The organism is Afipia dichlorophenoxyacetatis (genome assembly GCF_055386385.1).
In genome coordinates, this window is record NZ_AP029250.1 from 2,092,523 (window position 1) to 2,111,897 (window position 19,375).

Annotated in this window: 24 protein-coding genes and 1 pseudogene; 15 read left to right on the forward strand and 10 right to left on the reverse strand. The window is 58.4% G+C overall.

What is annotated here, in order from left to right:
* Positions 1 to 68 precede the first annotated feature (68 nt).
* Positions 69 to 905 carry a protein-L-isoaspartate O-methyltransferase family protein gene (locus tag ACZ5C3_RS09775; RefSeq protein ID WP_464037249.1) on the forward strand — a complete coding sequence of 279 codons (837 nt, stop codon included), beginning with the start codon at positions 69 to 71 and terminating at the stop codon, positions 903 to 905.
* Between the two features lie 37 nt (positions 906 to 942).
* A complete protein-coding gene (locus ACZ5C3_RS09780; protein ID WP_464037251.1) occupies positions 943 to 1,467 on the forward strand; it encodes a P-loop NTPase family protein in 525 nt (174 codons plus the stop codon).
* A gap of 111 nt (positions 1,468 to 1,578) precedes the next feature.
* Here the strand turns inward: ACZ5C3_RS09780 and ACZ5C3_RS09785 are convergent, their stop codons facing one another.
* Both ACZ5C3_RS09785 and ACZ5C3_RS09790 read right to left on the reverse strand, forming a co-directional pair.
* Positions 1,579 to 1,845, reverse strand: coding sequence for a hypothetical protein (locus ACZ5C3_RS09785; protein WP_464044682.1), 267 nt, complete (start codon positions 1,843 to 1,845; stop codon positions 1,579 to 1,581).
* Positions 1,846 to 1,876: 31 nt separating this feature from the next.
* Positions 1,877 to 2,275 carry a hypothetical protein gene (locus ACZ5C3_RS09790; RefSeq protein ID WP_464037254.1) on the reverse strand — a complete coding sequence of 133 codons (399 nt, stop codon included), beginning with the start codon at positions 2,273 to 2,275 and terminating at the stop codon, positions 1,877 to 1,879.
* Between the two features lie 673 nt (positions 2,276 to 2,948).
* Between ACZ5C3_RS09790 and ACZ5C3_RS09795 the strand changes: the two genes are divergently transcribed.
* Entirely contained in the window at positions 2,949 to 3,440 is a 492-nt protein-coding gene (locus ACZ5C3_RS09795) for an RlpA-like double-psi beta-barrel domain-containing protein (protein ID WP_464037255.1), read from the forward strand.
* Between the two features lie 29 nt (positions 3,441 to 3,469).
* Here the strand turns inward: ACZ5C3_RS09795 and ACZ5C3_RS09800 are convergent, their stop codons facing one another.
* Positions 3,470 to 4,180, reverse strand: coding sequence for an SDR family NAD(P)-dependent oxidoreductase (locus ACZ5C3_RS09800; protein ID WP_464037257.1), 711 nt, complete (start codon positions 4,178 to 4,180; stop codon positions 3,470 to 3,472).
* A gap of 281 nt (positions 4,181 to 4,461) precedes the next feature.
* Here ACZ5C3_RS09800 and ACZ5C3_RS09805 point away from each other — a divergent pair, with 281 nt between their 5' ends.
* Positions 4,462 to 5,046 (forward strand): L,D-transpeptidase, encoded by a 585-nt coding sequence (locus ACZ5C3_RS09805; protein ID WP_464037259.1) that lies wholly within the window; start codon positions 4,462 to 4,464, stop codon positions 5,044 to 5,046.
* Positions 5,047 to 5,588: 542 nt separating this feature from the next.
* Here ACZ5C3_RS09805 and ACZ5C3_RS09810 read toward each other — a convergent pair.
* Both ACZ5C3_RS09810 and ACZ5C3_RS09815 read right to left on the reverse strand, forming a co-directional pair.
* Positions 5,589 to 5,954 carry a hypothetical protein gene (locus ACZ5C3_RS09810; RefSeq protein ID WP_464037261.1) on the reverse strand — a complete coding sequence of 122 codons (366 nt, stop codon included), beginning with the start codon at positions 5,952 to 5,954 and terminating at the stop codon, positions 5,589 to 5,591.
* A 163-nt stretch (positions 5,955 to 6,117) separates the two neighbouring features.
* Positions 6,118 to 6,225: pseudogene (locus tag ACZ5C3_RS09815) on the reverse strand (translation initiation factor 2); the annotation flags it as partial.
* Positions 6,226 to 6,347: 122 nt separating this feature from the next.
* Here ACZ5C3_RS09815 and ACZ5C3_RS09820 point away from each other — a divergent pair.
* Both ACZ5C3_RS09820 and ACZ5C3_RS09825 read left to right on the forward strand, forming a co-directional pair.
* The gene (locus ACZ5C3_RS09820; protein WP_464044683.1) at positions 6,348 to 7,007 is read left to right on the forward strand and encodes a hypothetical protein; all 660 of its coding nucleotides are present in this window, start codon (positions 6,348 to 6,350) and stop codon (positions 7,005 to 7,007) included.
* Between the two features lie 106 nt (positions 7,008 to 7,113).
* Positions 7,114 to 7,323, forward strand: coding sequence for a hypothetical protein (locus tag ACZ5C3_RS09825; protein ID WP_464037265.1), 210 nt, complete (start codon positions 7,114 to 7,116; stop codon positions 7,321 to 7,323).
* A 224-nt stretch (positions 7,324 to 7,547) separates the two neighbouring features.
* Here the strand turns inward: ACZ5C3_RS09825 and ACZ5C3_RS09830 are convergent, their stop codons facing one another.
* On the reverse strand, positions 7,548 to 8,060 hold the full coding sequence (locus tag ACZ5C3_RS09830; protein ID WP_464037267.1) for a cupin domain-containing protein: 513 nt from the start codon (positions 8,058 to 8,060) through the stop codon (positions 7,548 to 7,550).
* A 246-nt stretch (positions 8,061 to 8,306) separates the two neighbouring features.
* On the opposite strand from ACZ5C3_RS09830, the gene ACZ5C3_RS09835 reads away from it, so the two are divergent.
* The 7 genes from ACZ5C3_RS09835 to ACZ5C3_RS09865 all read left to right on the forward strand — a co-directional run bounded on the left by ACZ5C3_RS09835 (position 8,307) and on the right by ACZ5C3_RS09865 (position 13,837).
* Positions 8,307 to 9,014 carry an HXXEE domain-containing protein gene (locus tag ACZ5C3_RS09835; protein ID WP_464037268.1) on the forward strand — a complete coding sequence of 236 codons (708 nt, stop codon included), beginning with the start codon at positions 8,307 to 8,309 and terminating at the stop codon, positions 9,012 to 9,014.
* Positions 9,015 to 9,188: 174 nt separating this feature from the next.
* A complete protein-coding gene (locus ACZ5C3_RS09840) occupies positions 9,189 to 9,545 on the forward strand; it encodes an ArsR/SmtB family transcription factor (RefSeq protein ID WP_464037269.1) in 357 nt (118 codons plus the stop codon).
* Positions 9,542 to 10,066, forward strand: coding sequence for an SRPBCC family protein (locus ACZ5C3_RS09845; protein ID WP_464037271.1), 525 nt, complete (start codon positions 9,542 to 9,544; stop codon positions 10,064 to 10,066). Before ACZ5C3_RS09840 ends, ACZ5C3_RS09845 begins: the two co-directional genes overlap by 4 nt.
* 331 nt (positions 10,067 to 10,397) lie before the next feature.
* Positions 10,398 to 10,799, forward strand: coding sequence for a cupin domain-containing protein (locus tag ACZ5C3_RS09850; protein WP_464037273.1), 402 nt, complete (start codon positions 10,398 to 10,400; stop codon positions 10,797 to 10,799).
* Positions 10,800 to 11,613: 814 nt separating this feature from the next.
* Complete coding sequence (locus ACZ5C3_RS09855; RefSeq protein ID WP_464037275.1) at positions 11,614 to 12,327, forward strand: potassium channel family protein; 714 nt, start codon at positions 11,614 to 11,616, stop codon at positions 12,325 to 12,327.
* 84 nt (positions 12,328 to 12,411) lie between these two features.
* A complete protein-coding gene (locus tag ACZ5C3_RS09860) occupies positions 12,412 to 13,392 on the forward strand; it encodes a DUF808 domain-containing protein (RefSeq protein ID WP_464037277.1) in 981 nt (326 codons plus the stop codon).
* A 178-nt stretch (positions 13,393 to 13,570) separates the two neighbouring features.
* A complete protein-coding gene (locus ACZ5C3_RS09865) occupies positions 13,571 to 13,837 on the forward strand; it encodes a GlsB/YeaQ/YmgE family stress response membrane protein (protein ID WP_464037278.1) in 267 nt (88 codons plus the stop codon).
* An 84-nt stretch (positions 13,838 to 13,921) separates the two neighbouring features.
* Here the strand turns inward: ACZ5C3_RS09865 and ACZ5C3_RS09870 are convergent, their stop codons facing one another.
* Entirely contained in the window at positions 13,922 to 14,158 is a 237-nt protein-coding gene (locus tag ACZ5C3_RS09870) for a hypothetical protein (protein WP_464037279.1), read from the reverse strand.
* Positions 14,159 to 14,591: 433 nt separating this feature from the next.
* Here ACZ5C3_RS09870 and ACZ5C3_RS09875 point away from each other — a divergent pair, with 433 nt between their 5' ends.
* On the forward strand, positions 14,592 to 15,653 hold the full coding sequence (locus ACZ5C3_RS09875; protein ID WP_464037281.1) for a class I SAM-dependent methyltransferase: 1,062 nt from the start codon (positions 14,592 to 14,594) through the stop codon (positions 15,651 to 15,653).
* Positions 15,654 to 15,686: 33 nt separating this feature from the next.
* Here ACZ5C3_RS09875 and ACZ5C3_RS09880 read toward each other — a convergent pair whose 3' ends face one another.
* Together ACZ5C3_RS09880 and ACZ5C3_RS09885 are read right to left on the reverse strand one after the other, a co-directional pair.
* Positions 15,687 to 16,439 (reverse strand): alpha/beta fold hydrolase, encoded by a 753-nt coding sequence (locus ACZ5C3_RS09880; protein WP_464037283.1) that lies wholly within the window; start codon positions 16,437 to 16,439, stop codon positions 15,687 to 15,689.
* Between the two features lie 24 nt (positions 16,440 to 16,463).
* On the reverse strand, positions 16,464 to 16,703 hold the full coding sequence (locus tag ACZ5C3_RS09885; protein WP_464037285.1) for a putative quinol monooxygenase: 240 nt from the start codon (positions 16,701 to 16,703) through the stop codon (positions 16,464 to 16,466).
* Positions 16,704 to 16,946: 243 nt separating this feature from the next.
* Between ACZ5C3_RS09885 and ACZ5C3_RS09890 the strand changes: the two genes are divergently transcribed.
* Positions 16,947 to 18,095, forward strand: a complete 1,149-nt coding sequence (locus ACZ5C3_RS09890) for a DUF2652 domain-containing protein (RefSeq protein WP_464037287.1) — start codon at positions 16,947 to 16,949, stop codon at positions 18,093 to 18,095.
* Between the two features lie 102 nt (positions 18,096 to 18,197).
* Here the strand turns inward: ACZ5C3_RS09890 and ACZ5C3_RS09895 are convergent, their stop codons facing one another.
* Positions 18,198 to 19,346, reverse strand: coding sequence for a hypothetical protein (locus tag ACZ5C3_RS09895; RefSeq protein WP_464037289.1), 1,149 nt, complete (start codon positions 19,344 to 19,346; stop codon positions 18,198 to 18,200).
* Positions 19,347 to 19,375 lie beyond the last annotated feature (29 nt).

Sequence of the window (19,375 nt, forward strand, 5' to 3'; positions counted from 1 at the left end):
ATCGACAAGCCCCATTCGAATATAACAGCGCGTCCGGGTTTTCAGCGCAGGTGGGAAGAGGTCGTAGAGTGGATGCATCGGAAAAATATCGATCGTTCTATGCCAAACTGATTTGCACCGGCGGCAAGCTCGAGGATCCGCGGATTGAGGAGGCATTTCGCTTTGTGAAACGCGAGCCCTTTGCCGGACCGGGGCCGTGGTACCTGACGTTCGGCGGCCACCTCCCATACGTTCAGACGCCTGACGATGATCCCGCATTTCTTTACGGAAACATGCTCCTCGCATTGGATCGCGAGCGAAGTATCAATATCGGCCAGCCCAGCGCTCACGCGATGTGGCTGGAAGCCTGCAACATCAAGGAAGCCGAGACCGTCGTGCAGGTGGGGACGGGAAGCGGCTACTACACCGCGATCCTTGCCCACCTCGTCGGCGCGAACGGCCGGGTCTACGGCTATGAGATCGACGAGGGACTGGCGGCGTGGGCTCGGGAGAACCTCCGAGATGTGCGTCATGCAGAAGTGCGAACGCAATCCGGCGCCGTGTCCGAGTTGCCGCAAGCCGACCTGATCTACGTTTGTGCTGGCGCCGCGCAGCCGAGCCGCAATTGGCTCGACGCATTGCGGCCCGGAGGGCGCCTGTTGTTTCCCCTGGCTCCCGACGGTGTGCTCGGAGGCATGTTGCTCATCACGCGTCCCGACCAAGGCTCGGCGTGGCCGGCAAAGTTTGTCACGCGCGCCGCATTCATCGGCTGTGTCGGTCTCCAGGACGAGGAGGCAGGCCGCCGTTTGACAGAGGCATTCTCGAAAAACTGGAATCGCGTGCGTTCGCTCCGGCGCGACGGATCCCCCGATGACAGCTCCTGGTTTGCGGGTGAGGGCTGGTGGCTTTCAACGGCAGACGCCTGATGGGCAGCAAGATAGGAATTCACCATCGGCGGATTGAATGCCTGAACCTCTAACCGAACGCACAGTGGTGATTGGAAACAGCGGCTCCGGAAAGAGCACGTTGGCCGAAGCCATCGCCAATTTGGCCGATATCCCTGCGATCGATCTCGACCTGCTGCACTGGGAAGAAGGCAGCTATGGCGTGAAGCGACATGAAGACGTCGCGCGGAAGATGGTTCTCGAGATTTCAAACCAGCCGCGCTGGATCATCGAAGGTGTATTCGGGTGGCTTGCGGACGTCGCGCTTCCGAGAGCAACCGCTCTCATCTGGTTGGATTTGCCGTGGAGCCTTTGCCGCGCCGGACTTCTCGCGCGCGGTCTGCGGCGAGGCGCGACACATGATGACGCCACAGACCTGATGACATGGGCGGAGGCTTACTGGACGAGGCCAACACCATCGTCGTTTGCCGGCCACTCCAGGATCTTCAACGATTTCTCGGGTGCCAAATTGCGGCTGGAGAGCCGGGAACAAGTTGCCCAATTGCTCGAAAACTTGCGCGCCAACATGGCCAATACGGCCTGATGCGATGAGATCAGGATGAATCATCATCGCGCTTGAGATGATGGCTTGAGCATGATCTTTGCGGAAAGCCGCTGCAGGCGCCGTTTCTGCAAGCCTTGCGTATCGCCTGCTTTATGATGTCCCGGCGGAACGCTTGAGGCGCTCGGCAATCATGGCATCTGCCATTTCGTAAGCATAGCCGGCCACCGTGGCGTAGTCTCTTGATGCGTAATTTAGCAAGTACGCGACCATCGCTTTCTCGGCCAAAGCATCGCGGTCGCTTGGTCCGCGCGGAAGCGTATCAAGTATGCTGATCAAAAGATTTCGTTGATTTTGTTTTTTTTCTTCGTCGTCTGCTTTTCGAGCCGACTCGGTGGCCATCTGACTCGTGTCGCTCATAACGATATCCTTGTTACATCGTTACATGTCGTCACATCTGGCAGCGCGAATAGAGCATTTCCACCGGCACCGGCTGCTTGGAGCTGAGTGTGATGTTATTCTCTCCGGTGATGGTCACGTCGAACGCTGTGTCTGTAACCGCAACACCATCCGAGCACGACGCAACCACGCGCACATTCGCTCCATCATCGTGCAACGATACGACAGTGCATTTTTGAAATGTGCCGGTGATGCGCTTTCCCTCGACGATCATGCCGCCCGCGTGCAGATCGGCATCGCGCTTGAAAGCAAGCCTGTTGTTCTCTTTGATAAACATGTCACCGCAGGCCGAGGCGTCGACTGTCCAGGCTCCGCTCAAATCTGCAGCCAGTGTCGAGACCGATTGCGTCACGAGAAGCACGAACAGCACCAACGGATTGAAGGTTCGCATGAGAACTCTCCGATTCAATGGTTGTCGACGCGCACGGGCGTAGCACCCCGCGGGGCCTTTCGGATCTCTTTTGAGCTGTATTCAAGTGCGACCAGTGCGCAGAGCTCTCGTTGATCTATGTCAATGAGTTCAGCGGATCGCGCGGTTTCGAGCGCGTCGTCGACCATGCGCACATTCGCTCTGTGATCGCTCAATGAGCTTCCCGCGTGGAGATCCGCATCGCGCTTCAAAGCAAGCATGTCAGCTGTTCCACTCAGCCGAGAAGCGTTTGTTCCCGCTCACGCGCGGTCATGTTGCTGACGCATTCTCTGTTTTAATCGCCGGCAACGAAAAACACTGTGTGAGAACCCTGAGAGGTTCCCCACAACGCGTTCGCCGCCATTCTGCGTCGCCATTCATTGGCACCAATCCGCAAAACATTGGCACGAGCTGTCAACGCTTTCGCGTTCGCTCGGTCATGTTTTCGGCGTCGGGAACCGAACAATCAAATAACGTAGTCTAGTGGAGCGGATTTGACATTCGCTCCCACTCAACCGCGAGCTCGCCAAGCGAATGTCAAATCCAAAGCTCCACTAGAAACTCATATTTGCTAGTGGTCCTTCGATTCTAACATTCGCAAGAGGGGCTGCTGAAACGGGATGCGAATGTTAGAATCGGACCACTAGGAGTCATAATGCTGTTCCGCTCGAGCGCCGCGATTTGCGGCGCGCTGGTTGTGCTTGCCATGTCGATGACCGTTGCGCGAAGTGAAAACGGTGTGGTTCATTCAAGCGCTGTCGTCGAGGCCGCTGCTGGAGATGCGATCGTTGGCGCAGCATCCACATACAATCCGTTCAAGCCCGGATGGCGCGAGGGCGGCCCGAACACAGCCTCCGGCGAGCGCTATAGTCCCTCTGTGTGGGCGGCTGCCATCAAGACGAGTCTGCGCCGGAAATTTGGTGGCGTGCTATTTGGCGCGCGGCCGAAATATGCGCTCGTTGAAGCCGCAGGCAAGAAGGCCATCGTCAAGATCAATGACGTGGGGCCACTCACGCCCGGCCGCATCATTGATCTGAATGAGCGGGCGATGCGCTATTTCGATCCAAGCCTGCAGCTCGGCGTCATTGGTGACGTCATCGTCAGGCCGCTGTTAGGGGACTATTGGATTCCCGGACCGGTTGGCTGATCATCGCGCGAAAGAGGGGAGCATGATCCTCACCATTTTTCGCGCGACGTCCGAACGTCGAGTTCAAACGACCAACCCCGGGGTGGCTGGCTATAGAGAAACGCGAAGGCGCTGACGATCGCCTCGATCTGGACCAGGCTTTCTTCCCGGCTGGCCGCGTCGGGAAATTTTTTGAAGATCTTGTCTCCAGCGATCGCGCCGTCGACGACAACGTGTCCAACATGAATTCCGTCCTCGGCGTATTCCTTCGCCATCGCCTGCGCCAGCGCGCGAAGTCCCGCCTTCGCCGAATTGAATGCGCCATAGTTCGGTCTGCCTCGCAGCGAAGCACTGGCGCCTGTGAACAGAAGCGTACCTGTCTTCTTCGGCAGCATCCGGCGCACGGCCTCCCGGCCGAACAAAAAGCCGCCGAAGCAGGCGACCCGCCAGCTCTGCTCGAAATAATCCGCCTCCATATCGACGATCTTTCCCGGCGTGTTGTTGCCCGCGTTGTAGATCGCGAGGTCCAGATCGGGACCAGCGGCATCGAACAGCTTTGCGATATCGCTTTCACTGGTCGCATCGGCGACCAGTGGGATGGCCTGACCACCCGCGCGCACAATGCGCTCAGTAACAGCTTCGAGCTTTGCCTGCGTCCGGCCAGCGATGACAACCCTCAATCCATCGTCCGCAAACCTTTGACAGAGTTGCGCTCCAAGCCCGCGCTCGGGCCCCACTCCAATCACGATCGCTGTTTTCATCGTCGCCTCTGCTGACCATTGGTGGCCTGTCAAAGTCTAACAGGCGCCCGATCGCAATCCAGCCTGATGCACGTCTCAGAACAAGTCGTTGAGACGTCCATATCCATGCCCGGCCCAGAATATTGCGGAGCTGCCTTGATTTGCGCACACTTCGAGCCGCAGATTGTACCGTCAAACGCATTTGGGGGCCGACAATGCACAGGTCCGGGGTGGCGTGGTTGCGCTTGGGCGCACGCTCTATAGCGTTCTTGGGGTTATTCAGCCTCATACTTGGCGGTTGCATGCAGTCGACGCTCGCGCCGTCGTCGAGCGCCAATTTGACACCGAGGGACCGGCAGTTGCTGGCGCATCCACCTTATGCGCAGGCGACCATTCCCGAGACCTACCGCCGCCACATCGTCGACTATACGCGCCGGGAAGCGCCGGGCACGATCCTGGTCGATACCGATGCGCGCTATCTCTATTACGTGCTGCCGGAACGCAAGGCGATCCGCTACGGCGTGACGGTGGGCGAAGAGGCGATGGCCTGGTCCGGCGTTGCGGCCGTTGGCAAAATGGCGGAGTGGCCGGATTGGGTTCCGACGCGGGAGATTCAGGAGCGGCTCGGCCCTTATCCGGCGCGCGTGAAAGGAGGTCCGGCGAATCCGCTGGGCGCACGCGCGCTCTACCTTTACGAAGGCAACAAGGACACCCTGTACCGAATCCACGGCACCAATCAGCCGGAATACATCGGCCAGGCCATATCGTCCGGCTGCATCCGGATGACCAACGAGGACGTCATCGATCTCTCCACGCGAGTGAGTCTAGGCGCGCCCGTCGTCGTGCTGCCGCCGAGCCAAGGTGCATTGACGCGTCTTCGCAGCTGATCTCGGTCGCTGATCTTTTGCATTTCACTGATGCATGAACCGCGCTCCGAACCGCGCTGAAGAAGAGGTGAGTGACAAAGTCTCGGACATGGAAGATACCATCGAGCTGATCGATTCTTGAGATCGATGCCGATCAAGTATCTTGGGCAAAGCTGATGAGTTTAAATGGGGCGGCCTGGATATGGTTAGCCGGGAATGTCATTCTGTTTGTCTGCGAGGGATGCCTGGTCTGGCAGATGCACAATAACCTCGCTCCAGGGATAAACCTTGGCTCCTCTCAGGGTTTGCAATTCTCGCTCCAGCGATATCCCAGCTCGTACACGGAACGCGGTCAGAGTTTTTGGCGTAAGTCCGTTCTCGTTGAATTGCTTTTGCTCATCTGGGGTCTCGGCGGTGCGATCCTGCTGGGCCTTGTTTTCGGGTAGTCCAAATAGGTCCGCGGTGAGCCATGTGAGGGCACGCCCACGCAAGTGTTCAGTTTTCAAATTGAAGCGGCGTGAGGAAAGTGAACGTGACCGGCAAGCAGTCGGTCCGGTCCAAATCTAATCGCATTCATGCCAGCGCGACCTGTCGTAATGGATGCTATCGAGGCAAGCGTCGTAGACCACGACGCTGTACAGAGCCCACGCCACAAAGGCGATCATTAAACAGATCGCGAGTGTTATCCGTGTCCAACCGCGGCGTGTGATCGATCGTCCCGACGAGGTCGCATCACGCGCGGCCGCGTTGTGCGGGTCCATCCTCCGTTGGCGGATCGCCAGGCCGATGACCACCATCAAGACAACAAGGAGGAGCAGTCCTTCCCACGTGTGACTTTCTCCGATCATGACGCGGGTGGAGGCGAAGCACATCAGCGCGAGGATCGCGCTGATGGCAAACACGGCTATCACCCACCTCACGGCGCGCATGGCTTGCTCCCTTGAAGGCCGCTTCAAGAGCGTCCTCGTTGTCAGGGTTCATCATCCGCTGACGGATGATGCCGAACCGCAAACGCGAAAACCGTTGGCTCACTGTTCACCCGGCTCACGTTTGAGGCGGCGCGGAAAGCCGGAGGGGGTTGCGCGGCTTCACGGCGCGCGGCGGCGTGGATGCGCCGCCGATGGTTTCAGTGGTGCCGCGCGATACAGACGCGCAGCCGCCCAGTGCGACGCTCAACGCCGCAACGCCCAAAATTTGCATTGGAAGTCTCCCCAGACTCGCACGTATACAAGCGCAGCTTAAGCGCGAGCGCAAGCCTTGCTTTAGCCTAGGGTTGTGGGGTAGGTCGGGCCGCTGTCTCTTGTTTTGCTTGGATTTCGAAAATGCAAAAATTTGACCCGGGGTTTGGCGCGGCGGGAGTACTTGTTCTTTCGACCGTACTTGCGGTCCTCCTCGCCATAGGAATTCCTATTGGTCTTGCGCCAGACCCAATCAAAATTTCAGATTGGCTGGGTTTCGCTGGAAACGTACTTACTGGAGGTATCGCCGCAATTGCAATTTACTTTGCTTGGCGCGGCATCACGCATCAACAGCGGATACTCCTTCTAAGCAGAGAGGAAGACAGGATCGAAGAAGAGCTTCCAGGTCTCAATGATGCTGAAATGCTTTTGGATTTTATGCATACGTCCTTACTTCTGCGTCTCAAGAAACCTGATTTTGTTGAGCAGGTATTCGAATCTTTGGAAAACGTGGGATTTCGCAGCGTGCTCAGCGACGGAATCCAGGAAATCCAGACGGCCTTGCCGTACACGGATATCAGGACGCGAGGACTGTGTAGAAATGCAGTGGGTCTTATCCTTGCGACAGCCGAGCTCGCGCGAAGGAAAGTCGAATCTAGAGGAGACGTCGAAGCAGAGCGAAGAACGTTAGAGAGGGCGGTTGCCAAGTTAAAGCCGCTCATTCTGCGAATTCAGCGGAGAATCGCCACTTTGGAAAAGCGATTACCGTCTCTCAGGTCTGAAATAGAAATGCATCTTTCATGAATGCGCAATTCTGCGATCACTTCCCACCGCCTTCTTGATCTCCATCCGCACCGCTGCTTTCCTCTCCCTGCACAACGTTCACGACGCGAAGTCAGGGAGAGGTCACATGTCCACATCAGCCATCGCAGAGCGTCATTTCAAAGCGGCCATCGCTGAAGCGGGCGAGGGTGTGGCTGACGCCATGTGCCGCGCACTCATGGGGCTCATCGTCGCGCAATATCTGCAGACGCGCAGCGTTGAAGACGTGCAGTCGGAGCTGCGTTTCGCGGCGGACAACTGCGATCCCGACGCCGACTTCGCGTTTATGCGCCCTTAAAGATTTGCATGCGCCTGTAAGGCTCGATGCGCCATAGGTGAAGGCGGAGAGGGACGAGACGCGCGAGCGATGTCGGCCCAGAGCAGACATCGCGCGTGATTGCTGTGTCGGTGATGCGCAGGCTGTCATCGCGCAAGGCGTGACGGATTTTGCCTCCGGCGTGTCGGTGGTGAACCGTTACGCGGTCAGATAGAGAGGCATTTCGGCGCCGATCTGGTCAGGCGTTAGAAATTGTACGCCGATCTCCGCAATAGCTTGATCGTTTCCGTGAGGTCGATCTCCGCATAGGTCTCATCGGAATCGTTTGCCACATCCATCCGCTTGGCTGGCGCGTTCATCTTATTGACGATTTCATTGAAGCCACCGGGCGTAATGAAGACGAGGCAATGGACTTCCTCAGACGCGACCCGAAATGCATGGGGCTTGAGCCGGGGAAGAAACATGAATTCTCCGGCGGTCACCAGAAAGACCTCGCCGTCGACATAAAACTTCATGTCACCCGAGAGCACGTAGAAGAACTCATCCTCTCGCGCGTGAACGTGAGGCGGCGGCTCGGTACCCCGCGTCAGCTTGCCAATCGTGACATCAAACGCTCCGTTATTATCGGCAGTTCCCGCCATCTCGCTCATAAGAATGCCTTTATACGACCGCGAGTTACTCAACGCGGGCGATCTCTTGTAAGCCCGCACTGCGCTTGACTGTTGTCGTCCGACTGCATCTTTTACGACGGTACTCATTTCAATCTCCGGTTAGCAGACGACAGCGATAGGGGGCAGGCTGTTACAGAGGCATTTCAGGCGCCCGAGACTGTGTTACGTCGGTAATGTGACAGTTTACCTGGACGGTTTGAGTGGTTGAACGCGACTTCGCGTTCATGCGCCCTTAAAGATTTGCATGCGCCTGTTAAGCGCTTTCATCGTAAAACGATGGAGGAACGCGCGGGCTTGTGCGGGCATGGCAGCGACAGGGGCAAAGTGCAGCCGATGACGTTCGGATGGTTCGATATCAACTGGCCATGGATTGGTTTGGCTATCTCGGCGTTGCTGATGTTGCTCCTGACGACGGACATATTCCGCGGCGACCGCAGCGTGTCGCGCTGGCGCGATCCGGTCTGGCTCGCGTGGCTGGCGCCTGCGGCCTATATGCTTCATCAGACCGAGGAATACGGCATCACCCTGTTCGGCCAGTCGTTCGCATTTCCGGATGTGCTCTGTACGACGCTGGGGCAGCCGCCTTATCCCGGCTGTATCATCCCGCCGCCGCTTTTCGTGGCGGTGAATGTGCCGCTGATCTGGATCGCGGGCGCAATCTGCGCGCTGCTCAGCCGGCGTCATCCTCTCATCGGGCTCGGGCTCTACGGCGTCTTTCCCGCGAACGCGATCTCTCATATCGGCTCGTTTGTGAAGACGGGCCACTACAATCCGGGCCTGCTCACGGCTTTTCTCATTCAGGTGCCGTTTGCGATCTGGGTCGCTTACGCCATGGCCGGTGATCGCCGCGTCGGCAAGTCAGGCATCGCGGTGCTGTTCGCTGCGGGGATCGGCCTGCACGCCGTGCTGCTTGGATCGCTGCTTGCGTTTACGCGCGGCCTGATCCGAGCGGGCACCGTGGTCGCGATCCAGGTGGTCAATCCGCTCTGGTGCTTCGTTCTTCCGTATCTCAAGGAACGATACAACGCTCAGAGAAAATGACGCGAACGTCTGAAGCGCCACACGAGGCCCAGGGCTCATAACATTCGGCTCATAACATTCGGATCGTCCACGCCGCGCGCGGGCAGGGGACCCCGCAAGAAGTTCGCCCCTTAAAAGTTTGCCATCTGGAAAACTAATCTTGACTCCAAGCCGCGTCTCATATTAGTTCGCCGTATGGAAAACTATTCAAGTCGCCTGGACCTTGCGTTCGCGGCCCTGGCCGATCCGACCCGGCGCGCGATCGTCGCGCGCTTGTGCAGCGGAGACGCCACCGTCGGCGAACTCGCCGAGCCTTTTGAGATCGGGCTGCCGACCCTCCTGAAGCACATTCGCGTGCTCGAACGCGGCGGGCTCGTCAGTTCAGAAAAATCCGGGCGCGTCCGAACATGTTCTCTCACCCCGGGCGCACTTCGGGGCACCGACGATTGGCTTCGCACCCACATTGCGACATGGGAAAGCCGGCTCGATCGGCTGGAAGCTCACTTAGCGCGCAAAAAGCAGGCCCGCGAAAAGAAGGACACGACGAAATGACTGACTCATCCCCGAAGACAACCTCCACACAGACGGACTCGGCTTGGGCCGCGTGGCCGCTCGATCGTGAAGTCGTCATTTCCCGCGTGATCGATGCGCCCCGTGAGGACGTCTTCGACGCGTGGACCGACCCCGAGCAAATCGTCGAGTGGTTCGGCCCCAAAGGCCTGACCATCGAGACGCACGAGATCGACATTCGCGTGGGCGGTGTGTGGCGGTTCGACATGGTCGGTCCAGACGTTCGCTACGGCAATCGCATGACGTTTCAGCGCATCGAGCGGCCGCGTCTGATCGAGGTCGATCACGGCTCCGACAAGGATGATGACCAGGGCAAGTTTCGCATGCTGGTCACGTTCGATGAGCAAACCGACGGAAAGACGGTTCTCACCTTGCGTCAGATGCATCCAACGCGCGCGCAACGCGATCACGTGATCGGCTTCGGCGCTGTCGAATACGGCGGCCAGACGCTCGACAAGCTCGCTGCGCACGTGGCTGCCCGCTTGGCTGCGCGCAAATCGTAAGGCGGCGATTGCTCTGGAGAGCCTGAGACATCGTCCATACGATCATGAACTGGTGTAGCCAGTGATTGGCTGCTGCCGCTGATCCATTCTTTCTCCCGGGAGAGCGGCGGCAATTGCGCCTGCAAGACCGGGCAGGGGATCATATCTTCCTATTACAAATTCTCGCCGCCCTGAAACAATTCCGTAGCTTGGCTCCGGGATTGTTGCGGGTTCGAAGCAGTTGTCGAGACAGCGAGTGCAGGGGTCGTTTGCTGCGCGAACTGCTGGCAAGTGTGGCAGTTCGAGAGGATTGACGCTGCCTGGTTCGAGAGCGTGTCAGGAGGAGATTAACTTGAGCAACTTTACGACCAAAACGCTTGGCTCGAAGCACGACGCTATAGCGCCTGATGGATCGGAAGTCCGGCTGCTGTCGGAGATGACACGAGGCAGCATGGCGCACTTCGCGCTAGGCCCTCGTCATGTCTCGAAAGCGGTTGCACATAAGACGATCGAGGAGATTTGGTACTTCGTACGCGGAAGAGGTCAGATGTGGCGTCGCCTCGGCAGCAGCGAAGGTCCAGCGGAGACTGTGGATGTCTTCCCCGGAGTGTCGATCACGATTCCGTCGGGCACACAATTTCAGTTCAGAAACGACGGGGATGAACCCCTCGAAGCCATCGGCGTCACCATGCCGCCTTGGCCCGGCCCAGACGAAGCGTTTCTGGTCAAAGGAATTTGGGAGCCCACCGTATGAACCCGCTCTGTGCGATCGACGGATAGGGACACGCACGCTCTGACCCGAAGGGGTGCTTCTTGTCCTTCGCCGACATGGCGATCTTGGCCGCCCACCTGGGGGACAATGCGCCGGGGGGCCACGTCAGGCGTTCGTCGCTATTGCTCTGCGGCGCGCAGCACCGTGTCGAGTGGGCTGCCCTCGAAAGCGCATACGCACTCGGCGTCTTGAGTGATCGCGCGTGCTTGATCGACATCAACGGCGATTGCTCGCGGAGCCCAACGAGGGTTTCCGCGAGCAAAGCGGCTTGCGCTGTCCTGACTTCAGCTTCGCCACATCGCGTTCAGTTTCCTTGGCTCACGTCTGCTTGCGACCCTTAACGGATCTTGACCGTCGCCTTTGCCATGTCGCCATGGCCCAACGCTGGGAGACGACGATCACAACGCGATGAACGTTGCTTCATTGATTCACGTCAAGGACCGCCCCTGTCAAAGGCCCACTAGAGTCGATCGGATCGATCCTGCCGAAGTTTCAGATCACTCCGACCAGGATATACAACCTCTAAAGCGTGTCACAGGAGGCGAAAATGAGCCGTGGTATGACTGCGCTCCTTGGAATGCTCGCCCTTGCGGGATACCAGAGCCGGGCGGGGTGCCTCGTCCAAGACCGGCGGCGGACAGGCACAAGCCAACAAGCGTCGAGCTGTTTGATCTGATCGGTCATGGCGCTTCCTCACCACCCGGATAAACATGGGTTGCTTGACGCAGTCGCCAGCCCATTTGACTCCCTGAAGGGTGAAATTCGACAACTATATAAGGGTGAATCTCCGGGCGGCGTGCGGTTCAGGTACGCCTTGCTCACGCTCGATTTCGTTACGGTCCTGTTTATCATCGTGACTTCGTTCCTGCCGCGCAGCAGGGCCGTCGAATCGCTCGACCTGGTGTTCGGTGTTCTGATCCTCGCGGATTTCTCCGCGCGGTTGATCATAAGTCGAAAGCCACTGCGGGAATTCACCCGTCTGTCGACGTGGGCGGACATCGTCGTGATCATTTCATTTCTTGCGCCGTTCGCTGGAGAAGCCGGCGGTTTCCTGCGTACCATGCGAACCTTACGGCTGCTGCGCGACGTTCAAATGGCAGCGCGGCTTCGCACTGATGTCTCTTTCTTTCGGAAAAACGAGGAAGTCATCTTTGCTGTCGCAAACCTCGCCGTGTTCATTTTCGTGATGACCGGAGTTGTCTACGAGACTCAGAAATCCCACAACAATCAGATCGCCAATTATGCTGATGCGCTCTACTTCACAGTCACGGCGCTGACCACGACCGGTTTCGGTGACATCACCTTGCCCGGGACGATTGGTCGCCTGATAACCGTTGTTATCATGATCTTCGGAGTGACACTTTTCCTGAATCTCGCCAAAACCTTGTTGGCACCGGCCAAGGTTCGCTTCCCATGTCCAATCTGTGGCCTGCAGCGGCATGATACCGACGCGGTGCATTGCAAGGCGTGTGGCACAGTGCTCAACATTCCTGACGAAGGGGCGAACTAGTCACATGCCGGCGTTGACACAGTCGGCTTACCTGCAGTGCGGGCTCCGGGTCGCTCCCCTCCCGCGAGCCGCGGATGGACTGCGATGAGTATCGGGCTTCTCGGACTGCTCGACGACATTGCGGCGATCGCAAAGGTGGCAGCTGCGTCTCTGGACGATGTTGCGGCTCAAGCTACCAAAGCGGGGGCCAAAGCTGCCGCTGTCGTGATCGATGATACAGCTGTTACGCCGCGATATGTGTTCGGATTCTCGGCCAAACGGGAATTGCCGATCGTAGCCAGGATTGCGGCCGGCTCGCTTCGCAACAAGCTTTTCGTCCTGCTTCCTGCGACCCTGGCCATCAGCCATTTCCTTCCGCAGATGCTCACACCGCTTCTCATGCTGGGTGGTGTCTATCTCTGCTACGAAGGAACCGAAAAGGTTTTGGAAGCCATCGCTCCTCACAAGGCGCACGATCATGAATCTCGTGTGGGGACGGTTGCGATGAGCACACGGTCACTCGAGGACGAGAAGGTCGCTAGTGCTGTCAAGACCGATTTCATCCTCTCGGCGGAGATCATGGCAATTACGTTGGCGGCCGTTTCCGATGCAAGTTTCTGGATGCAGGCCATGGTGTTGGCGGTTGTCGGAATTGGTATCACCATCGCAGTCTACGGCGTCGTCGCCTTGATCGTGAAAGCCGATGACGTGGGCGTGGCTCTTGCAAGACACGATGGAAGTTCAATTGCTGGTGTCATGAGCCGCGCATTCGGACGCGCACTCGTCCTCGGTATGCCGGGGTTTCTGAAATTTCTCGGTGCGGTCGGCACTGCGGCCATGGTCTGGGTTGGCGGTAGTATTATTATCCATGGCCTCGAGGCCTACGACGTACATTTCCTCGGTCACGCCATCGGTCGCGCTGCCCAAGGTGCAGCTGACGCGCTGCCGCCTGTTGCCGAGGTCGTGAAATGGACTGTTGAAACATTCCTTTCGGGGATCACCGGGCTGTTGGTTGGTGGCATATCGATTCCGGCTGTCGGGTTTACTGTCGCGCCCGCGTGGAAATTGTTGAAACGTACTTGGTAGACGTTGCCGGGCATGCGCAATCGCATCAAGCGCGCGCGTCACGGATATGAATTGGACTCGCCGTTTTTGCCCGGCGCTTTTGCGTGATCGCGCGTGCTTGATCTACATCAACGGCGGTTGTGCGAGCCGTTGCAGGGTGATGACGGGAAATGTGCCTGTTCGGGACGGGAGCCCTGAGATGAGCATCATCTGGACAATTATCATTGGCTTTATCGTTGGCGTCGTCGCCAAGTTCATTATGCCCGGCGACAAAACGGAGCCGCAGGGCTTCATCCTGACGGCCATTTTGGGGATCGTCGGCGCGTTCGTCGCGACTTACCTGGGTCAGGCCGTCGGGTGGTACAAGGCCGGTGAGACTGCCGGTTTCCTTGGGGGCGTGGTGGGCGCAGTCATCTTGCTCTTTATCTATGGCCTGATCGCTGGCCGCCAAAGCCGCGTGACTTGAAATCAAAAAAGCCCCGCGTGTTAAAGCGGGGCTTTGTTGTCACTGCAGCTCTGCAAACCGCAGCGCTGCAAAAGCGCGGCTTGCTCAGCTCGCCATGCACTTCTTGACGGAGCTGGTCTTGGCTGCACCGGAGAGCGGCTTGCCCTCGGCGCTCTTGGCGTTGTCTTCACAGCACTTCTTCATATAGCTCTTCTTGGCCGCGCCGGAGAGCGGCTTTCCATCATTGCTCACGGCTTTGCAGGCGCTTTGCGCCATGACTGGCGTGATGGTCGGCGCGGCGGCGAAAAGGCTTAACGTGAGGACGACAAAAAGGCGTTTCATGGTGTGCTCCCAATGGGTGGACGCTCAGCGTACCTGAACACCTCATTCTGGCAACGGCTCGATGAACGGAAGATGACTGGACTCGGGGTCCGGACTTGTTGTCCAGACTTGTCGACCAGATTTGGCGGCCAGACTGGCGCGATGCCGGCCATGGCTGTCGACGGTCTTCTCCGGGCATCGTCGCGTCAGCATGCCTGCCCAAATCGGGTGCAGCCGATCAACAGGCAACGCCCTGGCCGTGCCGCTAATGCTCTGAATTGACGTCCGCTTTCGTCCCGCCCGGTCGCGAATGCCCAGATCCGGCATCGCGTAGTACGTCGTCGAAACGTGAACGCGTTCACAGTTACGTTCCGCACACTTGCGTTCGGCTGGTGGTCCGCCACTTATTTCAGCCAGCGATGGGGCAGTTCTCTCAAGCGTGGAGGAAGCCGCAATGCGTGAACCAAACCCTGAAAAGTTGAACGCGCTGGTCGGAAAGCTGGTCGGCGACCTTGGCATCTCGCTTGGCGGCGCCAGCATCCTGCTCGGCGATCGCCTCGGGCTCTACAAGGCGATGGCGGATGGTGCGGTGGTTACGCCATCCGAGCTTGCGAAAAAGACCGGGCTGCACGAGCGTTATGTGCGCGAATGGCTGTCCGCCCAGGCGGCCTCAGGATACATCGACTACCACCCCGAAAAAAATGCGTTCTCGCTCTCGCCGGAGCAAGCCATGGCGTTTGCGGAGGAGGGATCACCGGCGTTCTTTGCCGGTGCATTCGATGTGGTGCAGTCCACCTATCTCGATGAACCGAAAATCGAGGACGCGTTTCGCACCGGCAAAGGCGTTGGCTGGCACGAGCATTCGAAGTGTCTTTTCTCCGGCACCGAACGCTTCTTCAGGCCGGGCTATAACGCCAATCTCGTTGCGAACTGGATTCCCACGTTAGAGGGCGTCGAAGCGAAACTGAAAGCCGGCGCTAAAGTGGCCGATGTCGGATGCGGCCACGGCGCATCGACCATTGTGATGGCGCAGGCCTATCCCAAGTCCGAGTTCTTCGGGTTCGATTATCACAAGCCGTCGCTCGAACGCGCGAAGGCCGCGGCGAAAGAAGCGGGCGTTGGAGACCGCATCACGTTCGCGCAGGCCAGCGCCAAGGATTTTCCGGCGAAGGACTATGATCTGGTGGCGTTCTTCGATTGCCTGCATGACATGGGCGACCCCGTGGGCGCAGGCAAGCATGTGAAGGAAACGCTGGCCAAGGATGGGTCGTGGATGATCGTGGAGCCGTTCGCGCACGATAATCTCAAGGACAATCTCAATCCGATTGGAAGCATCTTCTATCACGCCTCGACATTCATCTGCACGCCGGCGTCACTGTCTCAGGAAGTCGGCCTGGGGCTTGGTGCGCAGGCGGGTGAAGGCAGATTGCGTCAGGTGGCGACGGAAGCGGGTTTCAAGCACTTCCGCCGCGCGACGGAGACGCCGTTCAACATGATCTTCGATGTGCGTGCGTGACCGATTGGAGCAACGGCGCGCGTCAGACCACACCTAATCCGATGCGGCGGATTTAATGAAGGATGCAACCTCCGTCGGGTGCGAGAGCATGACAGCATGGCTGCTGTCGATCGTCTGGGTTTTCGCGCGAGATCGCTCCGCGAAGTGTTTTTGGAACGAGGGAGGTATCATCCGGTCTTTGGTCGTCATCAGGTAATAAGTCGGTTTGACCTTCCATGCGACCTTCGTGATCTTGGTCTGTCTGGCTTCTCCGCCCCACGGCACTTGTGATGCCGCCATGAATCGCGTCACGGAGGTATCGACATCGGCCGCAAACGATGCCGGAAATGTTTCCGGATCGACCCTCAGATAGCCGTCCTGAGGTGGAAGCAGCGACGCTCTCGTCTCACCTGGAGCCGTCGGTTGCTGGCCGATCAACGCGACCGACTCTCCGGCGTCCGGCGCGTAAGCTGCGAGATAGACCAAACGCTGCACCTTGGGATTGTCACCAGCCTGTGTGATGACCATTCCCCCGTAGGAATGACCAACAAGGATGACCGGGTTCTTCGCCGTCGCGATTACCCGTTCGGTCGCAGCCACATCTCCATCCAGTGTGATTGTTGGATTTTGTACGACCAGAACTTCATACCCATCGTTCGACAGGATGTTAAAGACGGCCTGCCATCCTGATGCGTCGACGAAAGCGCCATGAACCAGCACGATAGAGAAGGGCTTTTGGGCGGGCTGCGCCGAAGCGATTGGAGCAGCGATTGCAGCTAATAAAAGTGATAAAGCAATTCGGATCATCGGTTTGGCCCCATTGTCATTCAGTCAGCTGACGTCCACTCCCTCCAGCACCCAAGCCGTTCGATCAGCTAACTCGGGCACACGGGCAAGGTAATTCTGGTCGTGCGTCGTCTTGTGATGCGCGTCGACGGCCGCTGCGTCCCGATACAACTCATCGAGCACATAGCGCCGCTCGGCGGTTAATCCACGCCAGCGTCTTCCGGCCGACGACATGAGAACGCCGCCGCCGCTGTACCGTTCGGAGTCGTGGCGTGACACCCGCATAGAAAGCATTCCCGCGGCCAGCGAACCGCAGTGGGCTCAACTCCGACACAAAATGGCGTACGGAACCGTAGTCGCATTTGTCTCGGCTGACCAAGCCACACGTGTTCCCGGTGCGCGCGTCAATACGTCGCATCCTTGTATATGACGGGCAGTTGACGGCCGATAACTCATTCGCAATCGCGGAAGCCGATCTATGATCAGCCGCACGGGGCGCGCCTTCTCTGAACGAGGAAGGAACAGCCGATGCTTGCGAAACCCGAACCCGCCTGTTTCGTGATCGCGGATATCTCCGGCTACACCGGCTTTCTCGCCGGGGTCGAGCTGGAGCACGCGCAGGACATCATTGCGGACGTGATGGACACCATGGTGAGGCGGCTGCGGCCGCCGTTCCGGCTGGCCAAGTTCGAAGGCGACGCGGCTTTCTTCTACGCGTGCGGCGACAAGGCTGATGGCTCGGTGCTGCAGGACGCAGTGGAGGCGGCGTATATCGCGTTCCGCAAGCGCCTGCGCAACATCAGCCAGGCGACGTCGTGTGCGTGCAACGCCTGCAGCCGCATGAAGGATCTCGATCTCAAATTCGTCTGTCACCATGGCGAGTTCATCAAGCAGAAAATGTCCGGCCGCGACGAGCTCGCCGGGCGCGATGTGATACTGGTGCATCGCCTGCTGAAGAACGGCGTCAATGAACGCCTCGGCGGCAACGCCTATGCGCTGTATTCCGACGGCTGCATCCAGGCGATGGGCATCGACCCGGTTGCGCAGGGCCTGATCGAGCACCGCGAGGACATCGACATCATCGGCGAGGTGACGTGCTGGGTGCGCGATCTCGAGGCGGCATGGCAGCAGGACAACAACAACTGCGTGAATCTGGTGACGCGCGAGAACGCGGCCGCTGTGATCGCGTTCGACATCGCAGCGCCACGCCCGGTGGTGTGGGAGCATTTCACCCAGCCGGGGTTGCGGCCGAAATGGCGCGCGGCGACCGAGGTGCGTGAGACATCGCAGAGCGGGCGGCGCGGCGTCGGCACCGTCAATCACTGCATGCACGGTCCCCACGCTATCATCGAGGAGGTGCTGGACTGGCGGCCGTTCGATTATTTGACGATTTCAACGCTGCTGCCGATGCCCGATGCGCCCAAGGTGATCATGTCCTACGCCTTCATCGAGGACACGCGCGACACGACGCATATTGAAATCCGGCTGGCGAAACCGAAGCCGAAGGACCAGGCGTTTCTCGATCACGTCGGCGGCGAATTCAAAAAGACCATCACCGCGGAAATTGAGGTGCTGCGGCAGATGCTGGAAGGGCAGGGCGCGCCGCCCGCGGTGGAAGAGCCGCTGCTGCCGATGCCGGCCGAGCGCTTCCGCACCGAGGCGGTGCAGATGCGGTGATGTGAGCAGTGCTGGTGGACTTTTTGCGGCGATCTATTTGCGCAGGAATGGCGTTGCAGACGCAGCTGCTTCGTCTTCCGCTATCGGCTGAAGCAAGCTTTGCTATTCGCGTTGAGCTGCGAAAAATTTTCGGTAGCGCGCGAATTGCGGAAATCTGAGGATAAGCACCGGCCAAGACAGCGTAACGCTGCCGTCTATCCAACCCGGTTGATAGGGCGTCGCCGACACGATGAAATCGTTCACAAGAGCGCGGTATGTCAGTTTCAGACCGGATGACACGATCTCGAAGGACATCGTGACTTCCAGGATGGTTTGGTTGGGATGTGGCTCGTGGTCCCCATAGAAAGTGTAATGCTGCTGTAAATCGCCGAACTGACCGTTGCTAAAGGTCAATGTCGCAGGGGACTTTGCGCGCATTGCAGATGCAGCAAGATCGAGGTCAATTCCACGGAGCCGGATGCCCGGCCAAAGGTAGAAATTTCTGAAATTCTCCGAAAATCCGAGCGTCGACCGTTTCAATGAATTTATTGGGGTGAGGGAAAGCGCGTGAGGGCTCGTATAGAGTTCAACCCACTCTCCGGCGTTGTCGATGCCGAATTGGTGGCGTGTTCCAACGGGGGCCTGCTCAAGGACTAAAAAATTGACCGATGTCGATTGTACCTCCGCGGTCGTTGCGATCTTCTCGTCGGGCAGCGACTTGATGTAGGCGCCATAACAAGCAACCCGTGTGATAGGATCAACATGAAAGGCGATCTCCACGCGACAGGGCGGCCCTTCGGCGGACCAATAGTTATTTCGCGACGTCCTCGAAGCCTCACTCGGAAATGTCGATCGCAGGGCTGCCGACAATCTGATGTGTATGGTCCCGTCAATGTCTTGAATGTCCAAGCGCCAATCCGAAAGTGGTTGGTCCCATGTTTCTCCTGCAGGAGCGGAACGGAATATTCCATCCTGGGCTTGAAGAGACATTTCGATCCGGCTCTCGGTGCCGGACTGCAGAGCGCGCGTTATGACGAGTTTCAGGGCTTCTGGAATGCTCAATTGCGGCCCGAAGGCTTTGCTATCGAGAAACCCGGAAGCTGTATCTCTCTCTGCATGGCAGGGCGACACCGCGTAGCCACGGGTGCGCATGATGCAGAGTTTATCGGTGTGCAAGATCGGAAAGTGGCCGAGCTCATCTTGGGGGTAAACCATGGAGCCGGGCACAATTATGTTGCCGTCTAAATCCACCGAAGCATCTCGTAAATGCATCAAGATCCTCACTTGCCACGCGGGTTAGT